At 71.9% G+C, this 18,890-nt stretch carries 19 protein-coding genes and 1 pseudogene; 6 read left to right on the top strand and 14 right to left on the bottom strand.

Annotated elements, in window-relative coordinates:
* Positions 1-2: 2 nt before the first annotated feature.
* Together ODJ79_RS27600 and ODJ79_RS27595 are read right to left on the bottom strand one after the other, a co-directional pair.
* Complete coding sequence (locus ODJ79_RS27600) at positions 3-290, bottom strand: hypothetical protein (RefSeq protein ID WP_263026497.1); 288 nt, start codon at positions 288-290, stop codon at positions 3-5.
* 51 nt (positions 291-341) lie between these two features.
* Positions 342-2,084 carry an FAD-dependent monooxygenase gene (locus ODJ79_RS27595; protein ID WP_263026496.1) on the bottom strand — a complete coding sequence of 581 codons (1,743 nt, stop codon included), beginning with the start codon at positions 2,082-2,084 and terminating at the stop codon, positions 342-344.
* 78 nt (positions 2,085-2,162) lie between these two features.
* Between ODJ79_RS27595 and ODJ79_RS27590 the strand changes: the two genes are divergently transcribed.
* From ODJ79_RS27590 to ODJ79_RS27580, 3 genes and pseudogenes are all read left to right on the top strand, one after another.
* Entirely contained in the window at positions 2,163-2,540 is a 378-nt protein-coding gene (locus ODJ79_RS27590) for a hypothetical protein (protein WP_263026495.1), read from the top strand.
* Positions 2,541-2,565: 25 nt separating this feature from the next.
* Positions 2,566-2,871, top strand: a pseudogene (locus tag ODJ79_RS27585) (zinc-binding dehydrogenase); the annotation flags it as partial.
* A 63-nt stretch (positions 2,872-2,934) separates the two neighbouring features.
* Entirely contained in the window at positions 2,935-3,129 is a 195-nt protein-coding gene (locus tag ODJ79_RS27580) for a hypothetical protein (RefSeq protein ID WP_263026494.1), read from the top strand.
* Between the two features lie 162 nt (positions 3,130-3,291).
* Here the strand turns inward: ODJ79_RS27580 and ODJ79_RS27575 are convergent, their stop codons facing one another.
* From ODJ79_RS27575 to ODJ79_RS27535, 9 genes are all read right to left on the bottom strand, one after another.
* Positions 3,292-3,504: a helix-turn-helix transcriptional regulator gene (locus ODJ79_RS27575; RefSeq protein WP_317620708.1), complete on the bottom strand. Its 213-nt coding sequence runs from the start codon at positions 3,502-3,504 to the stop codon at positions 3,292-3,294.
* Positions 3,505-3,764: 260 nt separating this feature from the next.
* Positions 3,765-4,721, bottom strand: a complete 957-nt coding sequence (locus tag ODJ79_RS27570; protein WP_263026493.1) for a threonine/serine dehydratase — start codon at positions 4,719-4,721, stop codon at positions 3,765-3,767.
* Positions 4,722-4,751: 30 nt separating this feature from the next.
* Positions 4,752-6,401 (bottom strand): hypothetical protein, encoded by a 1,650-nt coding sequence (locus tag ODJ79_RS27565; RefSeq protein WP_263026492.1) that lies wholly within the window; start codon positions 6,399-6,401, stop codon positions 4,752-4,754.
* A 54-nt stretch (positions 6,402-6,455) separates the two neighbouring features.
* A complete protein-coding gene (locus tag ODJ79_RS27560; protein ID WP_263026491.1) occupies positions 6,456-6,803 on the bottom strand; it encodes a hypothetical protein in 348 nt (115 codons plus the stop codon).
* Positions 6,804-6,901: 98 nt separating this feature from the next.
* The gene (locus ODJ79_RS27555; RefSeq protein WP_263026490.1) at positions 6,902-7,477 is read right to left on the bottom strand and encodes a hypothetical protein; all 576 of its coding nucleotides are present in this window, start codon (positions 7,475-7,477) and stop codon (positions 6,902-6,904) included.
* A 128-nt stretch (positions 7,478-7,605) separates the two neighbouring features.
* Positions 7,606-8,274 (bottom strand): response regulator transcription factor, encoded by a 669-nt coding sequence (locus ODJ79_RS27550; RefSeq protein WP_263026489.1) that lies wholly within the window; start codon positions 8,272-8,274, stop codon positions 7,606-7,608.
* Complete coding sequence (locus ODJ79_RS27545; RefSeq protein ID WP_263026488.1) at positions 8,271-9,530, bottom strand: sensor histidine kinase; 1,260 nt, start codon at positions 9,528-9,530, stop codon at positions 8,271-8,273. The genes ODJ79_RS27550 and ODJ79_RS27545 overlap by 4 nt, the downstream gene beginning before the upstream one ends.
* Positions 9,527-11,707 carry a sensor histidine kinase gene (locus tag ODJ79_RS27540; protein ID WP_263026487.1) on the bottom strand — a complete coding sequence of 727 codons (2,181 nt, stop codon included), beginning with the start codon at positions 11,705-11,707 and terminating at the stop codon, positions 9,527-9,529. Before ODJ79_RS27540 ends, ODJ79_RS27545 begins: the two co-directional genes overlap by 4 nt.
* A 53-nt stretch (positions 11,708-11,760) precedes the next feature.
* A complete protein-coding gene (locus ODJ79_RS27535) occupies positions 11,761-12,390 on the bottom strand; it encodes a hypothetical protein (RefSeq protein WP_263026486.1) in 630 nt (209 codons plus the stop codon).
* 115 nt (positions 12,391-12,505) lie between these two features.
* On the opposite strand from ODJ79_RS27535, the gene ODJ79_RS27530 reads away from it, so the two are divergent.
* The gene (locus ODJ79_RS27530) at positions 12,506-13,648 is read left to right on the top strand and encodes a hypothetical protein (protein ID WP_263026485.1); all 1,143 of its coding nucleotides are present in this window, start codon (positions 12,506-12,508) and stop codon (positions 13,646-13,648) included.
* Between the two features lie 3 nt (positions 13,649-13,651).
* Here ODJ79_RS27530 and ODJ79_RS27525 read toward each other — a convergent pair whose 3' ends face one another.
* The gene (locus ODJ79_RS27525; protein ID WP_263026484.1) at positions 13,652-14,131 is read right to left on the bottom strand and encodes a DUF1772 domain-containing protein; all 480 of its coding nucleotides are present in this window, start codon (positions 14,129-14,131) and stop codon (positions 13,652-13,654) included.
* 53 nt (positions 14,132-14,184) lie between these two features.
* Between ODJ79_RS27525 and ODJ79_RS27520 the strand changes: the two genes are divergently transcribed.
* Positions 14,185-14,721: a TetR/AcrR family transcriptional regulator gene (locus ODJ79_RS27520; RefSeq protein WP_263026483.1), complete on the top strand. Its 537-nt coding sequence runs from the start codon at positions 14,185-14,187 to the stop codon at positions 14,719-14,721.
* An 84-nt stretch (positions 14,722-14,805) separates the two neighbouring features.
* A complete protein-coding gene (locus tag ODJ79_RS27515; RefSeq protein ID WP_263026482.1) occupies positions 14,806-15,579 on the top strand; it encodes a hypothetical protein in 774 nt (257 codons plus the stop codon).
* On the opposite strand, the gene ODJ79_RS27510 is transcribed toward ODJ79_RS27515, so the two are convergent.
* Together ODJ79_RS27510 and ODJ79_RS27505 are read right to left on the bottom strand one after the other, a co-directional pair.
* Positions 15,563-17,038 carry a hypothetical protein gene (locus tag ODJ79_RS27510; RefSeq protein ID WP_263026481.1) on the bottom strand — a complete coding sequence of 492 codons (1,476 nt, stop codon included), beginning with the start codon at positions 17,036-17,038 and terminating at the stop codon, positions 15,563-15,565. The two genes, ODJ79_RS27515 and ODJ79_RS27510, sit on opposite strands and share 17 nt — an antisense overlap.
* Before the next feature lie 141 nt (positions 17,039-17,179).
* Entirely contained in the window at positions 17,180-18,817 is a 1,638-nt protein-coding gene (locus tag ODJ79_RS27505; protein ID WP_263026480.1) for a PAS domain-containing protein, read from the bottom strand.
* Positions 18,818-18,890 lie beyond the last annotated feature (73 nt).

Raw genomic sequence — 18,890 nt, 5'->3', positions numbered from 1 at the left:
CGTCACAGGCACGTCAGGTCGATCGTCGGCTCAGCGTTGCAGTCGTGGAAGCCACCTCCGACATTTCGCCGGTCACCGCCGTGCTCGCTCATGACCTCCTTCCACGCCACCCCGATCGCGGAGCCCACGATGCCGAGCGTGCCGCCGACCACCACGCCGACGCCGATCACTCCTTTGACGGTGCCCGGCTCGACGAGCAGGGCAATCGCCATCGCGACGAGTACCGTCAGGACGAGCGCCCCGTAGTAGATCAGCCATCGGCGGGCGAGCACCGGCTTTTTGCGGGGCATGGCGGCCTCCTCACGTCCTCCTCGTAGTGTCCGTTTACTTCAGACGGCGCCTCAACGCCGCTCGCCGATGCTGCGAAAACCAACGAGCACTCCGCTCAGGAAGACATCGAGTTCCTCGTACGCGTCGAGCGGGAGCACGTTCGCGACGTACTGGTCCGGGCGCACCACCACGACGCAGCCCTGCTCCCGGTCCACGCCGCGGGCCGTGAAGATGTCGTCGCCGGCGAAGACCTTCTCGTAGTCGACGAGCCGGTACGGGCCCTTCCGGGGTTGCAGGACCGGCGGCAGTTCGTCGACCGCCACCTCCCGATGCGGCTGCTGGAGTATCGCCCGGACGTCGATCACCGCGTCCGGGTCGGCGTCCGGCGGCGTGAACCGGGTCAGCGGCGACCCGTCGGAGGTCAGGAAGTCGCAGAACCCCAGGAACCGGGCACGGGACCGGTCGGCGAAGGCGTAGAGCCGCCAGGCGCCGTCCGCGCGGGCGGCATGCCCGAGGTGCATCGGCTTGGCGTCGGCGACGCGGACGACCGGGGCGGAGTGGAAGCGCATGCCGATCGGGAAGCCCGAGGCGAGGTGCTGGTGGGCCGGCGGCGCGGTGAGCATCGACGGCTCGTAGCGGACCGAGAGGCCGGCGGTGAAGCGGCCCTGCTCCCGGAAGTACTCCTGGAAATCGTCCGGCCGGGCGCTGAAGCTGCCGGCGAACTCGCGGTCGAAGTCGATGAGCTGCCGGGCGACCCGCTGCCGTTCCGCCGAGTACGTGCGCAGGATCGCGGGCGGGGCGGTGCCGCGCAACACCGCGCCCAGCTTCCAGCCGAGGTTGAAGGCGTCGGCCATCGACACGTTCATGCCCTGGCCGGCCTTGGCGCTGTGGGTGTGGCAGGCATCCCCGGCGATGAAAACCCGCGGCTGCTCGCCCCCGTCGTCGAAGCCGTCGCAGAGGCGCTGGCCGATCTCGTACACGGTCCACCAGCCGACGTTCTTCACTTCGATCGCGTACGGCTGCAGGATGCGGTTCGCCACCTCGAGGAGCGTCTCGGGTGACGGGTTCGGCGGGCGCTCGGCACCCAGTTCGATGTAGAGCCGGACCAGGTAGCCGCCCTCGCGCGGGATGACCAGGATGCTGCCCCGCGAGGACTGGATCACGGACTTGAGCCGGATGTCCGGGAAATCGGTGACCGCGAGGACGTCGAGCACCCCCCAGTACTGGTCGGCCGAGTCGCCGACCAGCCGCCGGCCGATCGCCTCCCGGACCGTGCTGTGCGCCCCGTCGCAGCCGACGACGTACGAGGCCCGGATCTGCCGGCCCGGCTCGACCGTGACGGTGACACCGCCGGGGTCGATGTCGACGCCGGTCGCCCGCAATCCGTAGAAGAGGTCGCCGGGCCGCAGGCGATCGCGCAGGTATCCCAGCATCCGCGCCTGGTTGACGATCATGTGGGGCATCTCGGAGATGCCCTCCTCGACGTCGTCGATCCGCCCGGTCCGCACGATCCGCGCCGGGTCCTTCGGGTCCGGCCGCCAGAACGCCACCTCGTTGACCCGGTATCCCTCGTGGATCAGCCGCTGCGCCAGCCCGAACGTCTCGAACATCTCCACCGTGCGGCAGGCCACCCCGTCGGCCTGCCCGACCTCCAGGGGACCGTCCCGACGGTCGATCACGACGCAGCGGACGTCCGGGAAGGTGGCCAGCTGGGCCGCGAGGAGCAGGCCGGCCGGCCCGGCGCCGACGATCAGCACGTCCGTCGTCGCGGGCAGGCGAGGTGGCTCCGGATAGCCGTTCAAGTAGAACTGCACTACCTCATCGTGCCCGCCTGACGAGCCGGCAAGAAACGCGACTGACGGGGTGAACCGTCGCGGGGAGAATCGGCGGCTGTGGGGATTCGGCAGGGAGGCGGGTGCGGGCTCGCCGTACTCGGGGTGATGGTCGTTCCGCTCGGACTGCTGTGGCTGGTTCTGCATGGGGCCGGCGTCGACGGGTGGCTGCCGCTCAGCACCGCGGCGACCGTGGTGGTACTTCTCGCCGCGCTCGGGCTGGGCGTGGTCGCGCTCCTCACCGACCAGGTTCCGCGGCCGCTGCCCCGCCGGGTCTACCTGGCCTGGCTGCTGCCCGTCATTCCGGTCGTGGCCCTGGCGTCGACCGTTGCCGCCTGGATCACCCGGGACTCGGACCTGGCCTGGATACCGTGGCTGTCCGGGGCGGTCCTGGTGGTCACGGCCGCGATCGTGCTGAGCGGTCTCGCCACCGAATGACCCGCTCTCAGGAGTCGGCAACCATTCACTGGCGCGATGCCGCCGGGTTCTCACCCCGAACGGCCGGCTCGTGCTCTCCGCCGGGCCGCCCGCACCGTGGCTACGCCGCCGGCTCACCGCGCTCGCCCTGTCACCACTCATGAGCCGCACGATGGTGGCGCTCGACGCGCGGCCGAACGCCGCCGACCTCGACACCCTCCGCGCGATGACCGAGGCGGGACAGGTCACCCCCGTGCTCGACCGGGTCTTCCCGCTGGCGGCCGCCGCCGACGCCCTGCGTCACTACGGCTCCGGCCACGCCCGCGGCAAGACGGTGCTGACGATCCCGTAGAGGGCGGCGGCTCCCGCCGTCCTCTGCGACAATGACAAACTCGCTCTACTCAGGAGAACACGCATGGCCACAGGCAGCATGACGGTTGCTGAGCTGCGCCGGATCCTGATCGCGGCCGGTCTCGCGGCCGCCACGGTGCTGTCGCTGGCCGGGTGCCCGTCGTCCAGCGAGTCGGACCCGGCGTGTGCGCAACCCACGGCCGGCAGCACCGCGTCCCCCGACGACTGCGCGGACACCGACACGGTGGTCTACCCGTAGTCACGGCAGACGTCCGCGCGGAGCGCCCCACCCAGCACCGTCTCCCCCGACCGGTCCGGGTGGGACACCACCGTTGATGTCAGCCGAGTCTGTCGCGATCGGTCACCCGGCCTCGCCACCCCGGTTGAGCAAACCGGTCAAGGGGAACCGGTCGCGCGCCGGTCACCGGAGGTCACCCGCCCGGAACCCGGCCGCCACCGCCTGCGCCCTGCTGTTCACCCCGTAGCGGGCGAAGATTGCCTTGACGTGCGATTTCGCCGTCGCCGGTGAGATGTAGAGCGCCGCGCCGATCTCGCCGTTCGACATGCCATCTGCGATCAAGGCGAGAATCTGCCGTTCCCGCCCCGTCAACACGGACCTTGCCGCTTCTGTCATGGCCGTCCTCCCTCGAGTCGAGTGCCGATCGGCTCCGGACCGCGCGTCAGCCAACGGTGCAGGCAGGTGCGTGCAGCAGCACCTCCGGAGCCTTGACACGGACGCGAGCCGCACACCGTTCCGATGCGCGTCCCGGTCCTCCTATCAGTGCAGGATCAGGCCATCCCCATCCTTCTGCCGAGCGACGCGGATCGATCGGCATCCCGGTGGGTCAGGTGCCCTCGGCCGGCGCCACCGGCACCGAGCGGACCGGTCGAATGTCAGTTCTGCCCGATTTGGGCGAGCGTGGCGGAGGCGACGTTCCCGCCGGACAGGACGAGCGCAACCCGCGCCTCGGGGACCGTCTCGACCAGACCCAGGCGCAGGGCGGCAAGCCCGACCGCAGCGGACGGTTCGACCAGCAGTTTGGTCGCGTCCAGCAGCTCCCACCAGGCCCGCGCGATGACCTGTTCCGGCACCTCGACGATGACGTCGACATGCGCCTCGATGTGCGCCAGGGTGTGCTCGCCGGCGTACGGCGCGGTCAGCCCATCGGCCAGTGAGACCGGGCGTCGCGGCAGCGGAACCAACGCGCCGTGCCGCAGGCCGTGGGTGACCGCGTTGGCGGTGACCGGCTCGACGCCGACCACCCGGGTAGCCGGCGACACCGCCTTCACCGCGGCGGCGATCCCACTGATCAACCCACCGCCTCCGACCGGTACCAGCACCAGCTCCAGCGAGCCGGCGTCGGCCGCCAACTCGGCGCCGACGGTACCGGCGCCGGCAATGACGTCCAGATCATCGAACGGGTGCAGCAGCGCGTACCCGCGCTCGGCGGCCACCGCGTGGCACGTGCCCGCCAGATCGTCGGTGAAGACCACCTCGCCGCCGTACCGCTTGACCGCGGCCACCTTCACGTCGACCGCGCCGGGCGGCATGCACACCACCGTCGGCAGCCCCAGCACCCAGCCGGCGTACGCGGCCGCGGCGGCGTGGTTGCCCGCCGAGAAGGTCGCTATGCCGGCGGGGAGTTGCCCGCGCTCGGCACGGGCGAGCAACGCATTCTGCGCACCGCGGACCTTGAAACTGCCGGCGTGCTGGAGATTCTCCGCCTTCACCAGGACGTCCAGACCAAGGTCGTCGGAAAGCCGCCGGCAGGACAGCAGAGGCGTACGCACGATCCGCCCGGCCAGGCGTCCCGCGGCGGCGGAAATGTCGTCACCTGTCACCAGCGACATGGTCGTACCTTACGACCGAGCCGCCCGCCGTCAGCCTCTGGCGGGGCAGACGGTGAACGGGGGCGGGGCCGGTATCCGGGCCGCCGGGGAGCAGTCGAAACGTTCGGCGACCAGGGACTGCACCTCGGGCGACAAGTACTTGAGATTGAACCAGTCGTTCTGCACGATCACGTACCTGGCGTCGCGGTTGTCGCTCAGGCAGCGCAAGTTGTCGGCGTAGCTGGGGCGGGTGCGCACCCGCAGGGCGGCCGAGCGCTGCAACCACAGCGGCGAGGGGTATCGGCAGGTCGTCGGATTGCCCATGTCGTGGTTGACCGTGCCGTACGTCAGGTACAGCACCGGGGTGTCCGCGCCGAGCCGCTTACCGAGCTCGACCAGGGCCGGATTGTCCGATCGGCCGTTGTGGACGTTGTAGTCGTAGGCGCTGAACGCGTACGGTGCGCCTTGCAGCACGGGCGGCAGCAGCGCGAAGCAGAGCACGACCACGCCGGCCGACCACGGCAGAGGCAGCCTCGTCCGGCCGGCCAGGAACCAGGCGGGGACGGCGAGGACGACCGCGGTGATCTCGTACGCCCAGATCACCGGCGTGGCGTTCGCCAGTCGCCAGTCGGCGGGCTGGCGCAGCAGCACGAGGCTGGCAACGGTGACGAGCACCGCGGTGACGGCCAGCGGGAGCCGGAACCCCGGCGTGAGCGCGAAGGCAGCGCCGCACACCCCCGCGGCGAGCACCACGCCGGCCGCGAAGTGGTACAGGTAGAACTCGGCCTGCCCGTACGCGGGAGCCACCGCCATCCCGATCGCGGCCACCGCGACCCCCGCGCCCGCCCATCGCCGGCGGCCCGTGCAGCGGCGGATGAGCACCGCCGCCGCGGCCGGCGCCAGCACCACGACCGGGCTGAGCACCGCCACGTCGCCGACCGTGGCGCGCAGCCTGAGCAGGTCGCCGGTCCGGATTCCCTGCGGCGCTTCGTGCACGAGGTTCGCCAGGTCCCGCAGCCACGTCCATTCCCAGGGCACGTAGTGCTTGGTCAGCACGTACCAGAGCGCGACGCAGAGCACCGTGGACAGGGTGGCCCACGCGGCGCGGCGCCGGTCGAACACGCCGACGACGAGCAGGGCCAGCAGCGCGATCGGGAAGGTGGAGAGCTTGACCGCCACGATCAGCATCGCGGCCGGGCCAGCCAGCAGCGCGCCGAGCCACGGGCGCCGGGGCAGGCACGCGACGCCGACCGCCAGCGCGGCGGCGAGCGCGGCGACCCAGTCGGGCTCGAGGAAGTGCCAGGGCGGCGCGACGATCAGCGCCAATCCGGTGGCGATCGCGATCCCGGCCGCCGCGAGCGGCCCGCCTACCCGCCGGACACCCAGGTACAGCACGACGGTCACGGCGACGACCAGGACGTCCGTCTCGATCCGGATCACCAGGTGGCTCGTGTCCAGCGAGGAGTCCCCGACGAGCCGGGCACGGCCCGCGTCCAGCCCCGCCATCAACAGTTTGTAGGCGAGCGGCCGGGAGACGAAGATGTCCCAGATGCTGACGCCGCCCTTGCCGGCCGTCTCGAGGCAGCCGAGGGCGTACCACACATCGCCGTTCAGGTTGGACAGACTGGCCACCACGATCGTGGCCAGCGCCGCAAGTGCGGCCACCGCCACGCCGACCGTCCGCCCTATTCCCCCGCGCATGCTCAAGACCCTAGCCGGGGCGTGCACGGCCGAGGGCGCCTCGACCGCGGGTGATCACTTTCGAGGTCGGCGGCCCAGCAACGCGTCACGGTAGACGAGGCGGTTGACCGCCCTCGAGAGGTGTGCCCGTTCGAAGAACCCCTGAATTTCCAGGAACCGCCTCAACTGGTTGAGCACGATCGTGTACAGGACGCCGCCGACCAGAGTCAGCGGAAGGTAGAGCAGGAGTGCCGCCGCCATCAGCGGCAGGCTCGAGCCGGTGGCGAACAGCGCGAACATGCACGCGAAAACGCCCAGGTTGAGACGGTAGGTCCACACCGCCCACGGATACAGCGGCAGGCCGCGCAGATAGGTGCGCTGCCCATCGGTCAACTCGCGGTCGGCGGTCATGCGTCCTCGCATCAGTCTCCTCGTGGTTCACGAGGATAAAGACCGCTATCAAATCAGGGCCGCGCCTCGGTGAGCTCCGAAGCGCGGCCGTGGCCTTCCGGGCCGTCGCGTCACCCCATGTTGCGCTGGACCTGCACCGGTGCGGTGTTGGTGACCTGCTGCAGCGTCACCGGGTGGGCGGGCGAGCCGGTGGCGCCCGGGTTGACCGCGGTGACCACGAATGCGGTTCCCAGCGAGGCGCCGGGGAAGGCGCCGCTGGTGATCGAACCGCCGGCGGTGTAGTGGCCGGCCGCGTCCGGGCCGGTCAGGGTGAGCGTGCCGTTGGACGGGTTGAGTCCCGAGCCGGCCGGCCAGTTGATCGTGAAGGTGCCGCGCTGCGAGACCCCAGCGGTACTGGACGTACCGGACAGGGAGGCGGTAAGCAGACCCGTTCCGGGAGTGCTGCCGGAGTACAGACTGCTGCAGCCGGCGAGTGTCACCGACAGGGTTCCGGTCTCGGACCGGGCCACGTTGGTGAGCCCGGGCTGGTAGCTCACCGAGCCCATGGCCGAGGTGCAGCCCTCGACCGTGCTCCAGCCGAGTGTGGCGGCCTTCGCCGGCGACCCGATGGCGACTGCGGTGGCGGCGGCCGCGAACGCGACGGCGGCGGCAGCGTGGATCATGCGCTGGGTGGTGTACGTCTGCATGGCTCTGCTCCTTGGTCCTCGGGCCGCCCGATGCGGCCTCGCACCACCAACGATCGCGGAACGGGCGGCCCGGTACGAGGGTGCACGCCTGCCTCCTGGGCAGGTGGTGCAGGCACCACCTGCCCAGCTCAGGGTGCGTCGCCGGCCAGGTACGTGAGCACCGCCTGCACCCGCGGGTGCAGGCCGCCGTCCTGTCCCAGCTGAAGCTTCGCGAAGATCGAGTTGATGTGCTTCTCCACCGCCCGCTGCGTGATGACCAGGGCGTCGGCGATCGCGGCGTTGTTCAGGCCGTGTGCCATCTCGGCGAGGACCTCACGCTCGCGCGTGGACAGTCGGGCCAGGCCGACATTGCCCCGCCGGTCCCGGCCGCGGACCAGAGCCTCGACGACCTTCGGGTCGAAGACCGAGCCGCCGCCGGCCACCGCACGGATGGCCGAGACCAGTTCGCCCACGTCGGCGACCCGTTCCTTGAGCAGATAGCCGCGGCCGTCGGTGCCCTGGCCGAGCAGGGCGCGCACGTACCGGGCATCGACGTACTGGCTCAGCAGCAGCACCCCGATGGCGGGATGGTTCACGCGGCAGTGCTCCGCGGCCTGGATCCCCTCGTCCGTCCGGCTCGGCGGCATCCGGATGTCGGTGAGCACGACGTCGGGCCGATGGTCGCCGATGGCCGTCAGCAGCTCCGGCAGGTCCGCGCAGGACGCGACAACCTCCAGGTCCGTCTCGTTGCGGATGAGGCCGGCCACCCCTTGGCGGAGCAGGACGCTGTCCTCGGCCAGCACGACCCGGATGCTCATCGGCGCGGCCCGGCCCCGACGGGAATCGGCAGCTCGGCCGGCGCCACCAGCGGCAGCACCGCGCTCACGACGGTCCACTGCGCCGGTCCCCCGACCTCCAGGGCGCCACCGAAGGCTTCCACCCGGTCCCGGATGATCTGCTCGGTGTCCGCGGTGGGCCGCCCGGGCGCGCGGACCTGAAGCCGCATCCGACCACCGTCCTGGTGCAGCCACACCCCCACCGGCCCGTAGTGGGCCAGGTCGTCCACCAGACCCACCACGCAGAAGTACGCCGCCGCCCGCAACGCCGGCGCGAGCGAAGCCTCGTCGATAGTGTGGTCGAGCGCGACCGGCGCCACCGCGGCGTCGAGGTGATGCTCCAGCGCGTCGATCAGGCCGCCGTCGGCCAGCGCGGGCGGGTAGAGCCCGGTGGCGAGCTCGCGCAGGGCCTCCAGCGCGGCCAGCACCCGGGTCCGTGCCTGCTCGAGCCCCGCCGACGGTGGTCGCCCGCCGTCCGGCAGTCGCTCCAGGGCCTCGAGGACCGCCGCGAGGTGCGGGTCCACCCGCTCGTGGAGCTCGGCGGCGAACCGGCGCCGCTGCGCGTCCCGGGCCCCGATCAGCCGCTCGCGGGACCGGCGCAGTTGCTCGGCCAGTTCGGTGGCCTGCCGCAGGCGATCACGCAGCTCGTAGGTCAGCCGTACGTTGGCCAGGGCCAACCCGGCCGGTCCGGCCAGCCGGTCCAGCAGCTCGCGGTCCGCCGCGCTGAGATGGTCCTCGGCCACCTCCACCGCCAGCTGGCCCACCGGGTCGGTGCCGCACTGCAGGTCCAGCCGGTACCGGGCCTGCACGTCGGCGCGGTCGGGCGGCCAGGTCTGGCGCCACTCGGCGCCGTCGGCGAGCCAGAGCCGCACCTCCGTCCCCGGGCTGTGCGCCACGCGTGAGGCCGTACGGGCGAGGTCGGGCAGGACCTCGTCGACCGCGAGGGTGTCCGAGATGCGCTGCACGAACCGGGTCATGGCGGCATGCGGGTCCCCGTCCGGGCCGTACGCGACGCGGTCGGCGTACCGCTCGGCGCGGCGGCGCGCGGCGGGGGCCAGCGCGGCGACGACCGCGGTGACCGCGAGCCAGACCCCGAGCCCCGGGTCGCCGCGGCCGGCGACCGCCGAGGCCGCCCGCACGAAGCCGTACACCGCGGCCACGAACAAGGCCATCGCGGCCAGGACCGTCACCGCGCGCAGCCGGTCCGGCGTCAGCCAACGGATCAGGCGCCGACTCATGCCGGTACCGCCGCCGGCTCGTCGCTCGCGGGGACCCGGCAGGTCAGCGCGGTGCCGCTCGCCGGGGCGGAGGCGATCTGGGCGGTGCCGCCCAGCACCGCGAGCCGGTCGATGAGATTCGACAGTCCGGAGCCGCGGGCGACGCGCGCCGGGTCGAAGCCCGTACCGTCGTCGATCACCACCAGCACGGCGTCGCCGCCGTCGCGCTCCACCCGTACGGTGATCTCCTGGGCCTGCGCGTGTTTGGTCGCGTTCTGGACCGCCTCGAGGGCGCAGAAGTAGAGTGCGGTCTCCACCTCGGGATCCAGCCGGCCCACCGGCCGGACGTCCACGCCGACGCGCAGCCCGGAAAGACGGGCCGAGGCGGTCGCCGCCTCCAGCGCTGCGGCCAGGCCCTCGGTGGCCAGCAGCGCGGGCGGGTTGCCGGTGCAGATCCCCTCCAGGGTGGCCCGGGTCGCCGCGAGTGCCCGCCGCAGCGGCCCGACCTGGTCGGCGGACGGCATCGTGGTGCGCTGCAGGGTCCGCAGCTGGAGCAGCAGCGCGACGAGTTCCTGCTGCGCGCCGTCGTGCAGGTCGCGTTCCAGGCGGCGGCGTTCGTCGTCGTGGGCGCCCACCACCTGCAGGCGGGACCGGCGCAGGTCGGCCGCCTGCCGGGTGACCTGCTCGACCTGCCGGGTCAGGTTTGCGGTCAGCCGGGCGTTGGCCACCAGCAGGCCGGCGTGACCGGCGAGGTCACCGATCAGCCGCAGGTCCGCGCGGGGCAGGGTGACTCCGGCCGGCAGCCGCAGGGCCAGGACGGCGAGCAGGTCCCCCTCGTGCGTGACCGGGAAGCACAGGTCCGCACCGATGATCGAGCGGTACTCGGCCATGGTCGCGGCCGGCTCGGTCCCGGGACGGCTCGTGGCACCGACGGGCCCGGCGGCGCCGGCCGGGGTGGCGGGCCCGGCCGCGCCGGCAGGGGCGACGGCGCCGACGGGCCCGGCCGCGCCGGTGGGGGCGGCGGCGGCCAGCAGCAGTCGGCCGGACGTGATCAGCCACAGTTGCGCGCCGGAGCACCGGGTGCCGCTGACGACCACGTCGGTCAGCTCGGCGAGCTCGTCGGTGGAAGCCGCATGGTCGAGCCGGTCCGCCAGGGTTCGCATCGCCTCGCGAGGGGTGAGCCGCTGGCCGAAGACGACCCGGTTGGCGAGAGCGCGGAGCCGCCCGCGAACCGGCTCGGCGACCGCGGCGACCACCGCCAGCGCCACGATCGCGGACCAGCCGCGGGGTGCGGCGAGCAACGCGGTGGCCGCGAGCGCCGCCAGGTAGACCAGCCCGATGAACGCGGCCAGCAGGCTGTAGGCGAGCGCCCGGGTGACCACGTGGTCGATGTCCCACAGCCGGTACCGCAGGATCGCGACGAACAGCATCACCGGCACGACGGCGAAGACCACGGGAAAGGCCCGTTCGACTCCGACGGCGAGGCGGGCGGCGTCGGCACCCGGGATCAGCCGGGCAGCCGACCACAGCAGCGCCACCGCCAGCGCGGGGGCGAGCGCCCAGCACAGCAGCCGGGACTGCTGGCGGACCTGCGGCGACTCGGAACCGTAGCGCAGCCGGATGCCTTGCGCGCCCATGCCGAGCACCGGCACGAGGATGCCGAAGAACGCGACGAAGAACGGCGGGTGCGCGACGAAGCTGCTGCGGTAGCACACGAAGGTGATCACGGCGGTGCTCGCGACGGCCGCGACCGCGGTCGCCCGCCGCCCGGCGCCCAGCGGCAGCCGCCCGTCGGGAAAGAGCAACACCGCCCAGACGTACGCGACGCCGGAGACCACGTGGAACGCGAAGTGGAAGCCCGTGATCCCCGGATCCGCCCCGATGAGGTGGAACACCGCGTGGCTCGGGGCGTTGAAGGTCGCCGCGGTGCCGACGAACGCGACCGCCAGCAGCCGAGGCGTCAGGTCATCCGGGCGCCGCAGCACCAGGAACACGCCGAGGGCGATGTTGAGCAGGCTGAAGACGTAGTCCAGGGCCGCCGGGCCGGGGCCGTGCGGCAGCGGCGGCATGGCAGCGCTCAGCAGCCCGACCAGCCCGAGCGACAGCCAGAGCAGCGCACCGCCGAGGTAGACCACGAACGCGGCGAGGAACAGGCGCGTCCCCCACCTGGACCCCGCAGACCTCGCATTCCGGGTCATAGAACCAGTCTGACCTGCCGGGTTCGCTCCCGAAGCCGGCTTGCCGCAGGACGCTACGAAACGCCGGGCGACTCGCCGACCTGCGGCAGGTGCCCGCCATGGGAGGTGACCAGGGCGCCCGCCACGATCGCGGCATCCGCCTCGGCGACGTCCGCCGGGTACTCCGGCAGCAGGTCGTCCCAGACGACCAGCCACGACCCGTACAGCTGCGCCTGCCCCTCCGGCCGGGCGAAGAACCAGAGGTGCAGGTGCGCGCCGCCATCACCGATGCGGTAGACGTGGGCTCGCGAGATGTGCGGCAGGGCCTGGATGTGGCGGACGATGCGAGTGCTCAGGAGTCCCAGCTCGGCGGCCAGCTCGTCGGGCAGGTCCGCCATGTCGTAGTGATCGCGCGGATACAGCATCAGAACCAGCGGCACACCGACCCGGGAGATCCGGGCCAGCCGCCAGTGATCATTGAGCCAGATGCCTTCGTCCCGGTTACGGCAGGCGTTGCAGTCCGCCGGGTCCTCGCCATGCCGTGCCGGCTCGGGCAGCACCGGCGGCCGCAGCGGGGAGACCCGCAGTCCGTCCGGCTCGAACGGGCTGATCTCCCATCCCGTCATTCGTGCCAACGGCAGACGGCGCTCGTCGTCCGCGGCGGCGACTGCTTGGGCATAGAACTCGTCCGGTCGCAAAGCCATGCCCGAACCCTAGTACGAAGAAGATCAATCTCGATCCGGGCGGGCAGGGCTGTCGCCGGCGGCGTGCGGTCGATACTGTGTCGCTCCCGCGTGCGTGATCAAGAACGAGGACACCGTGACCGACAACGACCCCGACCAGTCGCCGGGATCCGAACCCAGCCCCTCCGACGACCCGGTCCGGCCGCCCTCGCCCTTCTCGGAGCGGGCCGAGCCCTCGCAGCCCACGCCTCCGCCGCCCGCCGCGCCGCCGGCCGCCGTCCAGCCACCGCCCGCCGCGCCGCCGGCCGCTGCCCAGTCACCGCAGATCCGGCCGCCGGCTCCGTCCGGTCCGCCGCTCTACGGCCAAGGGCCGGCCGTCGGGCCGGCCCTCCCCCGGCCGCCGTTCGGCTACTCGGTCCCTCCCGCTCGGCCGCCCCTGTTTCCGCCGGCCCCTCCCGGCCTCTATCCCACGCCCGACGATCCACTGGTCAGCGCCGACTACAACGGCTGGTGGAGGCGCAGCCTCCGGCTCCTGAAAGCCGTCTGGCGGCAGGCCGCACTGGTGCAACTCGTGTGGGTGGTGCCACTTGTCGTCGCCGGAGCGCTCGTCAGCGTCCTGCTGAACAGCACCTTCACCGACCTGGCCAACGCATCGGCGGACGTCCGGCCCGACATGCGCCCGTTTCTCCGCTCGCTGTACTACCTGGTCCCGCTCGGCCTGCTGATCGGCCTGCTCAGCCTGCTGGCGTCCCTGGCCACGCTGCACCTGGTGGTACAGGCCGCCGTCGGCCGGCCGCCGTCGGCGGGGCACGCGCTGCGAGCCGCCGCGCCACGCGTCCCGGCGTACCTGGGCTGGGGTTTGGTCGGTGGTCTTTTGACCCTGGTCGGCTTCCTCTGCTGCATCCTGCCCGGCTATTACGTGCTGGCCGTCTTGCTGGTCCTGCCCGCCGTGGTGCTGCTGGAACGAGGTCGCGCGGGTGCCCGCTGCTTCCAGCTGTTTCACGCGAGGCTGGGTGACGCGCTCGCCCGCGTGGCGACCATCGTCGGGCTCGGTATCGCCATCGGCACCGTGCAGGAGGTGATCATGATCGGCCTGTCCGCGCCGTTCGGCCTGTTCAGCACCGACGGGATCCCCTGGGTCGCATTCGTCGTCCTATCGACCGTCTCGGTCGTCCTCACCGCCGCATCGAACATCGCGCTGGCCCCCATGACCGTCACCACATACGCCGACATGCGGGCACGTCACGAGCCGTTCTCCACCGCCTATCTGACCGCCTGACCATCAGGCTGCGGCCAGGGCGAGGGTGAGGCAGAAGCCGAGCAGCGCGACGCCTTGCAGGACCGCGCGCAGATTGATGATCGAGTCCCACCGCTGCTGAAGCTCGCGCGCCCCGGCCGGCACCCGGCCGGTCTCGGCCGCCTCGATGAAGACCTTGTTGATCGGCAGCGAGATCCGGTTGAACAGGACCAGCCAGGCCAGCAGCAGGAGCAGGGCGGACCCGGCAGCGGCACCGGCGGCCGGGCTGCCGAGGAGGAACGCGGTGAGCGTGGTGGCGGCGCCGGCCACCACGCTGAGGGTGCCGGGTATGGGCATGCGGGCGGTGCCGTAGCGGTGGCCCAGGCCGACCACCCGGGTCATCGTGGCGTCGTCGAGCGCGGCGTACGTCGGGCGCATGACCAGCGCGCCAAGCACGTCGGTGCCGAAGATGACGGCCGTGCCCAGCGCGGCGGTGATGGCTAGGACGTCGAGGAGCGCGGTCATGATTCCTCCAGAATCTAGCGTTGCTAGAAATCTAGCACTGCTAGGATGAGGATGTGAAGGCCCCGACGAAAGCCCAGCTGGCCCGCGCCGCCCGGCGCGATCGGATCGTCGACGCGGCGCGGGAGATCGCGGAGGTGGACGGCTGGCCCGCGGTGACCGTGCGACGGCTCGCCGACACGATCGGGTACAGCCAACCGGTCCTCTACGGGCACTTTCCCGACGGCCGGGACGGCATCGTCCGGGCGGTGGCGCTGGCCGGCTTCGCCCAGCTCGCCGAGCTGCTGACCGCGGCGGGCGAGGTGAGCGGGATCTGCGCGGCGTACCTCGAGTTCGCCCGCTCACGGCCCGCGACGTACGAGGCGATGTTCTCGATGCCCACCGACCTGGAGTTCGCCCGGCCGACCACGCCCGAGCAGTTGCGCGCCGGTTTCCGCCCGTTGCTGTCCGCCATGGGTGACGAGACCCGGGCGGAGGTCTTGTGGAGCGCGCTGCACGGCCTGGCCGACCTGTCCCGGCACGGCCGGCTGCGGCCCGACCACGAGACGGCCCGGGTCGAGCTGCTGATCGGCCTGTTGCGGTCCCCCAAATAGCGGCGGCCTCCGGGGCGCTGTACCGCGGGTGATAGCGTCGGCACGCGCCCGCGGCGCCGACGGATCTATCAGTGGAGCGCACGAATGGGCGAGCACACCGGCCCTGTCCTGGCGTACCGGTCGCCGCGCCGCCGGTGGCAGGAGGCCCTGCTCGGGTTCGGCGGCACGGTCACGCTGTACGTCATCACCGCGCTCGGCATATTCGTCGGCCGCCTCGTGCTGCTCGCGAGCATCCCTGGCGCCGTCATCGTCGGGGCCGTCATCGCGTCGCTGTGGATTGCGGTGTGGGTCGCCCGGCGGACGGTGGACCGGGTGCGGATCACCGACCGTCACCACTGGGAGCGAGCCGAGAGCGCCGGAGCCACGGTGGTCCGGCACCTGCCGGCGACCGGCCTGCTGCCGGCTGCCGAGGTACGCGCCATGGTGCGGCGCGAGCTGCACGAGATCCTGGACCTGCTGGTCGAGCAGGACCGGCTCCTGGCGGTGCAACGCGAGGCGCGGAGCGCCGCAGGAGACCTGCCGGCCGGCGAGCCGGCCCGGAGCGAGCTCGACGCCGAGCTGATCGAGTTGGACGAGCGGCTCCGCGGCCTGCTTGCGCTCGTCGGGGCCCGGGTCGCTCGGCTGACCGGGCTGGCGGCCCAGGCCACCGACCTGGCGACGATCGAGGCACGGCGACGGCGAGCACGTCAGGTCACGTCGCGGATTCGCCACGAGCTGGGCAGGAGCGACGCTCTCCCGGACGGACACCAGCCGGCCGATGCGGTCGAACGCGCCGAGTCGGTTCTCGCGGCCTACCGTGAGCTGGCACCGCATGGATCCGTCGTGGACGGTCAGGCACCGCTCAGACCTGCTTCTTGATCCAGGCCAGGCAGGTCTTGTCCACGGTCTTGAAGGGCACCCCGTACGCGTCCCGCGCGGCCTGATCCAGCTCGTTGTCCTCGGTGAGCACCAGCCGGACGAAGGCGAACAGTTTCGCCTCGCCGTACTGGTGCGCCATGCAGTCGACCGCCAAGTGGCTCAGGCCGTAGAAGGCGTCGCCGGCCCGGTCGGGAGCCTTCGGGGACGGCTGGGTCGGCACCATCGACCTCATCGGCGCCCGGTCGAGCTGCCAGCGCACGCTGTACCGACGCAGGCTCTGCGCCGCCGACTTCGGCTTCCAGCCGATGTACTCGGCGATGCCCTCGCTCAGCCAGGTGTCCTCCTCCGCGTCGTCCCGGAACGCCCCGGACAGCGTGACCACGTGCCCGAGCTCATGCTGCACGATGACGGCGAGCTCCCGCGGGTCGTCCAACTTGGCCATCCGGAGGACCACATCGATGCCGCGCTTGTTGAGCGGTATCGCCAGACCGACCACCCATTGATCGTTCTCGCCGCCGTACCAGGTCTTCCACTGCTTCTCCGAGGCCAGGAAGATCCGGTACCGCTTCTGCGGCGTGCCGTTCAGGGCGCCGTAGTGGTCGGCGACGGCCGCCGCGCGCTCGGCCACCGGCAGCACGGTACTGAGGTACTTCTGCTCGCCCGCGCCGGCCGCGACCACCACCCGCTTGCCCTGCGCGAACGTGAGATCCCCGTGCTCCCAGGGCGTCGGCTGACGGCGGTCCGGCTCCGCCGACCGGGCTACCGCCGTGATCACATACGCTCCGCCGACCGGCTTGAGCGTCAGTTCCTGAGCGATCCGGGGAGCCCTGCCCCAGCCGCTCGCCGGGTTCTCCGGGCACATGTCGGCGGTGAAGCAGTAGACGAGATCGGCCCCGATCCTGACCGCGGTGCTGTCGCCCTTGACCGGCAGCCCGATGGATGTCTCGTAGTGCAAGCTGATCACGCCGAGCCCACGCAGGTTCCGGAAAAGCGATCGGTAGCTCGCCCTGAGCTCGGGGTCGACCGCGGCGAGCCAGCCGTTCTCGTCGCCCTTCACGAGGGCGGTGGCCTGCGCATCGAGCGCGGCGACGGCCTTGTCGAAAGGACTCACCGGCGCCGGGGATGCGGCGGTCGGCGCGGGCTGACCGCTGGGCGCGGACCCTGCCGCGCCGTCGGGCGCGGAGCCGGGCTGCAAAACCACAACACCAGCGAGGAGTACGGCGAGGGCCGCGCCGCCGGCCAGCAGCGCACGCATCCGCCACCGCGCCCTGGGCGCCGGCCCCGGATCGGGCCCCGATCCACCCTGCTCGATCTCGGCCGACTCGGCCGGCTCGGCGGGCTCGGCCGGCTCGGCCGCGGTGGAAGCCGCCTCGGTCTCGCCGGCCGGCAACGTGTCGTGCGTGGGGACCCGCTGGGGTGGCGTGGTCGGCGTGGTCGAGAGATCGGGCCCCTCGTGCATGGTGTCTCCTCCGGTGCGCGGCCGGCGTGGGTACGGCCGTCCGGTGATCTAAGCAGTTTCACCTTTGCGGCACGCACCCGATCCAATCGACGGGGCGGAGCTTCGCGTACGACGTCGGTTTGCCCGGGGTGACGGTCGGCGCTAGTAACGGAACTTGTGCCGAGCACTGCGCCGGTTCACCCGGGCCGGCAACTCGTCCAGGTTGTCGCCATGAGGCAGCTGCTCGCCCGGCTCATGGCCCGGGATGAAATCCCGCATGGTCACCACCAAGCCTTGAACCAGGCGGTCCTCGCGCAGGTCGCGATACGTGGCTTCGACCAGCACACGGCCGCCGTCGGCCCGCACCAGCGAGCAGAACACCACACCGTCGCCGGAGCTGCGGAGGGTCTGCCGCAGCTGGTTGCGGTCGTCCGGATGCACCAGATCGCCGAGGGTGGCCAGCGGCGGAAGGTCGTCGATGCCGAGCAGCTCGCGCAGCGAAGGACTGGCGTACCGGATGCGCTGGTCCTCGTCGATCACCACCATGATGTCCGCGCTGTTCGGGATCACCGCGCGTAGATAGAGATCACTGTCGCGGCGGCCGACCGCCTCCTCCAGGGAAATGCGGTCCAGCGCGAGCGCCGCCTGACCGGCCAGCACCTCGAGGGTGTCGCGACTGGCGGTGAGGGTGTCCCGGCGACCCACCAGGATCAGGGCTCCGCCGTTGGGCCGGGCGACGGCGAGCGGTTCCAGCCAGAGCGGACAGACCAGGGTGGCGTAGTTGTGGTCCGCGTTTTCGATCCACCAGCTGCGGGATGGTGGGCCGGCCTCGGGTCGGGGCACCGCCTCGAGCGTCAGCTGGCGGTCGTCGACGGCGAAAACGGTGCTGCGGATGGCCTCCGGTGGCATGAGCTGAGTGATCGCGGCTCGGACGGCCTCGTCCACGGCCGGCGTGTCGGCGGCGGCGACCAGCGCGGCGCTCGCCTGCCGCAAGCCGCGCTCACGCGTCAAGGCCTGGCCGTTCAGGGTCACCGAGTCGGTCAGCCGCGTGATGGTCAGCAGAAGTGTGATCGCACCGGCCACGGCGATCACCACGCCGTCGCCGACCGTGCCGTGGACCGCCTCGATCAGCAGAACGACCGGCGGGGTGGCGACGGAGATGCCCAGCAGCGCCGCCCAGCGCCCGAGCCATGGGCTCGGACGCGGCGCCGCGGGCTCGGTGAGCCGGACCATCGACGGGTGCAGCGCGGAGGCGCCCCAGGCCAGGTAGAGCACCACGAAACCGGTCTCGCTGAGCCGGCCCGGCCACAGCGGCTGCACGATGTCACTGACCAGGACACCCACCGCACCGATGACCAGCAGCACGGCCGAGAGGTTCCGGCCCACGGCGACCAGCAGGCGGGCCACGACCGCCAGGAGCAGCAGGGCTCCGATGACGTACGCCGCCGAGACGTTCCCGATCCGGCCCGCGTCGCCGATGACGAACACCCAGACCACCAGCAGCGTCGAGCAGGCGAACGCGAGCAGATCGATGAGCCGGGCCCGGTCGACGAGAATCGCACCGACGCGGGTCAGCTGCAGCAGACTGCAGGCGACCAGCACGCACATGACGTAGAAGCAGATATCGGCGACGCCGGGCCGGTTCAACGCGGTCAGCACATCGCCGGCGGCGCTCGCCACGATGGCGCCGGCGAGCAGCAGCCAGGGTCCGATTCGGCCGGGTCGGTGACGACGGACGCCGTAGAGGATGGCGGCCGCGCTACCGATGCCCAGCACAACCCATTCGATGGCCCTCAGCACGCCTAACTTAGTACCAGCGGCGTTGCGGTGTGTCCACGTCGCTATATACGTAGCGCTATGACTTGCACCTTCC

It is taken from the genome of Actinoplanes sp. KI2 (assembly GCF_025630775.1).
Lineage (GTDB): Bacteria > Actinomycetota > Actinomycetes > Mycobacteriales > Micromonosporaceae > Actinoplanes.
This window is presented reverse-complemented; position numbering and strand designations above follow the sequence as displayed.

What these genes read in the sequence shown, in the direction of transcription:
- ODJ79_RS27600 (WP_263026497.1), bottom strand. Translation starts at nt 290, where the DNA reads ATGCCCCGCAAAAAGCCGGTGCTCGCCCGCCGATGGCTGATCTACTAC.
- ODJ79_RS27580 (WP_263026494.1), top strand. Translation starts at nt 2,935, where the DNA reads ATGGCCACAGGCAGCATGACGGTTGCTGAGCTGCGCCGGATCCTGATC.
- ODJ79_RS27575 (WP_317620708.1), bottom strand. Translation starts at nt 3,504, where the DNA reads ATGACAGAAGCGGCAAGGTCCGTGTTGACGGGGCGGGAACGGCAGATT.
- ODJ79_RS27570 (WP_263026493.1), bottom strand. Translation starts at nt 4,721, where the DNA reads ATGTCGCTGGTGACAGGTGACGACATTTCCGCCGCCGCGGGACGCCTG.
- ODJ79_RS27565 (WP_263026492.1), bottom strand. Translation starts at nt 6,401, where the DNA reads ATGCGCGGGGGAATAGGGCGGACGGTCGGCGTGGCGGTGGCCGCACTT.
- ODJ79_RS27560 (WP_263026491.1), bottom strand. Translation starts at nt 6,803, where the DNA reads ATGCGAGGACGCATGACCGCCGACCGCGAGTTGACCGATGGGCAGCGC.
- ODJ79_RS27555 (WP_263026490.1), bottom strand. Translation starts at nt 7,477, where the DNA reads ATGCAGACGTACACCACCCAGCGCATGATCCACGCTGCCGCCGCCGTC.
- ODJ79_RS27550 (WP_263026489.1), bottom strand. Translation starts at nt 8,274, where the DNA reads ATGAGCATCCGGGTCGTGCTGGCCGAGGACAGCGTCCTGCTCCGCCAA.
- ODJ79_RS27545 (WP_263026488.1), bottom strand. Translation starts at nt 9,530, where the DNA reads ATGAGTCGGCGCCTGATCCGTTGGCTGACGCCGGACCGGCTGCGCGCG.
- ODJ79_RS27540 (WP_263026487.1), bottom strand. Translation starts at nt 11,707, where the DNA reads ATGACCCGGAATGCGAGGTCTGCGGGGTCCAGGTGGGGGACGCGCCTG.
- ODJ79_RS27535 (WP_263026486.1), bottom strand. Translation starts at nt 12,390, where the DNA reads ATGGCTTTGCGACCGGACGAGTTCTATGCCCAAGCAGTCGCCGCCGCG.
- ODJ79_RS27525 (WP_263026484.1), bottom strand. Translation starts at nt 14,131, where the DNA reads ATGACCGCGCTCCTCGACGTCCTAGCCATCACCGCCGCGCTGGGCACG.
- ODJ79_RS27515 (WP_263026482.1), top strand. Translation starts at nt 14,806, where the DNA reads ATGGGCGAGCACACCGGCCCTGTCCTGGCGTACCGGTCGCCGCGCCGC.
- ODJ79_RS27510 (WP_263026481.1), bottom strand. Translation starts at nt 17,038, where the DNA reads ATGCACGAGGGGCCCGATCTCTCGACCACGCCGACCACGCCACCCCAG.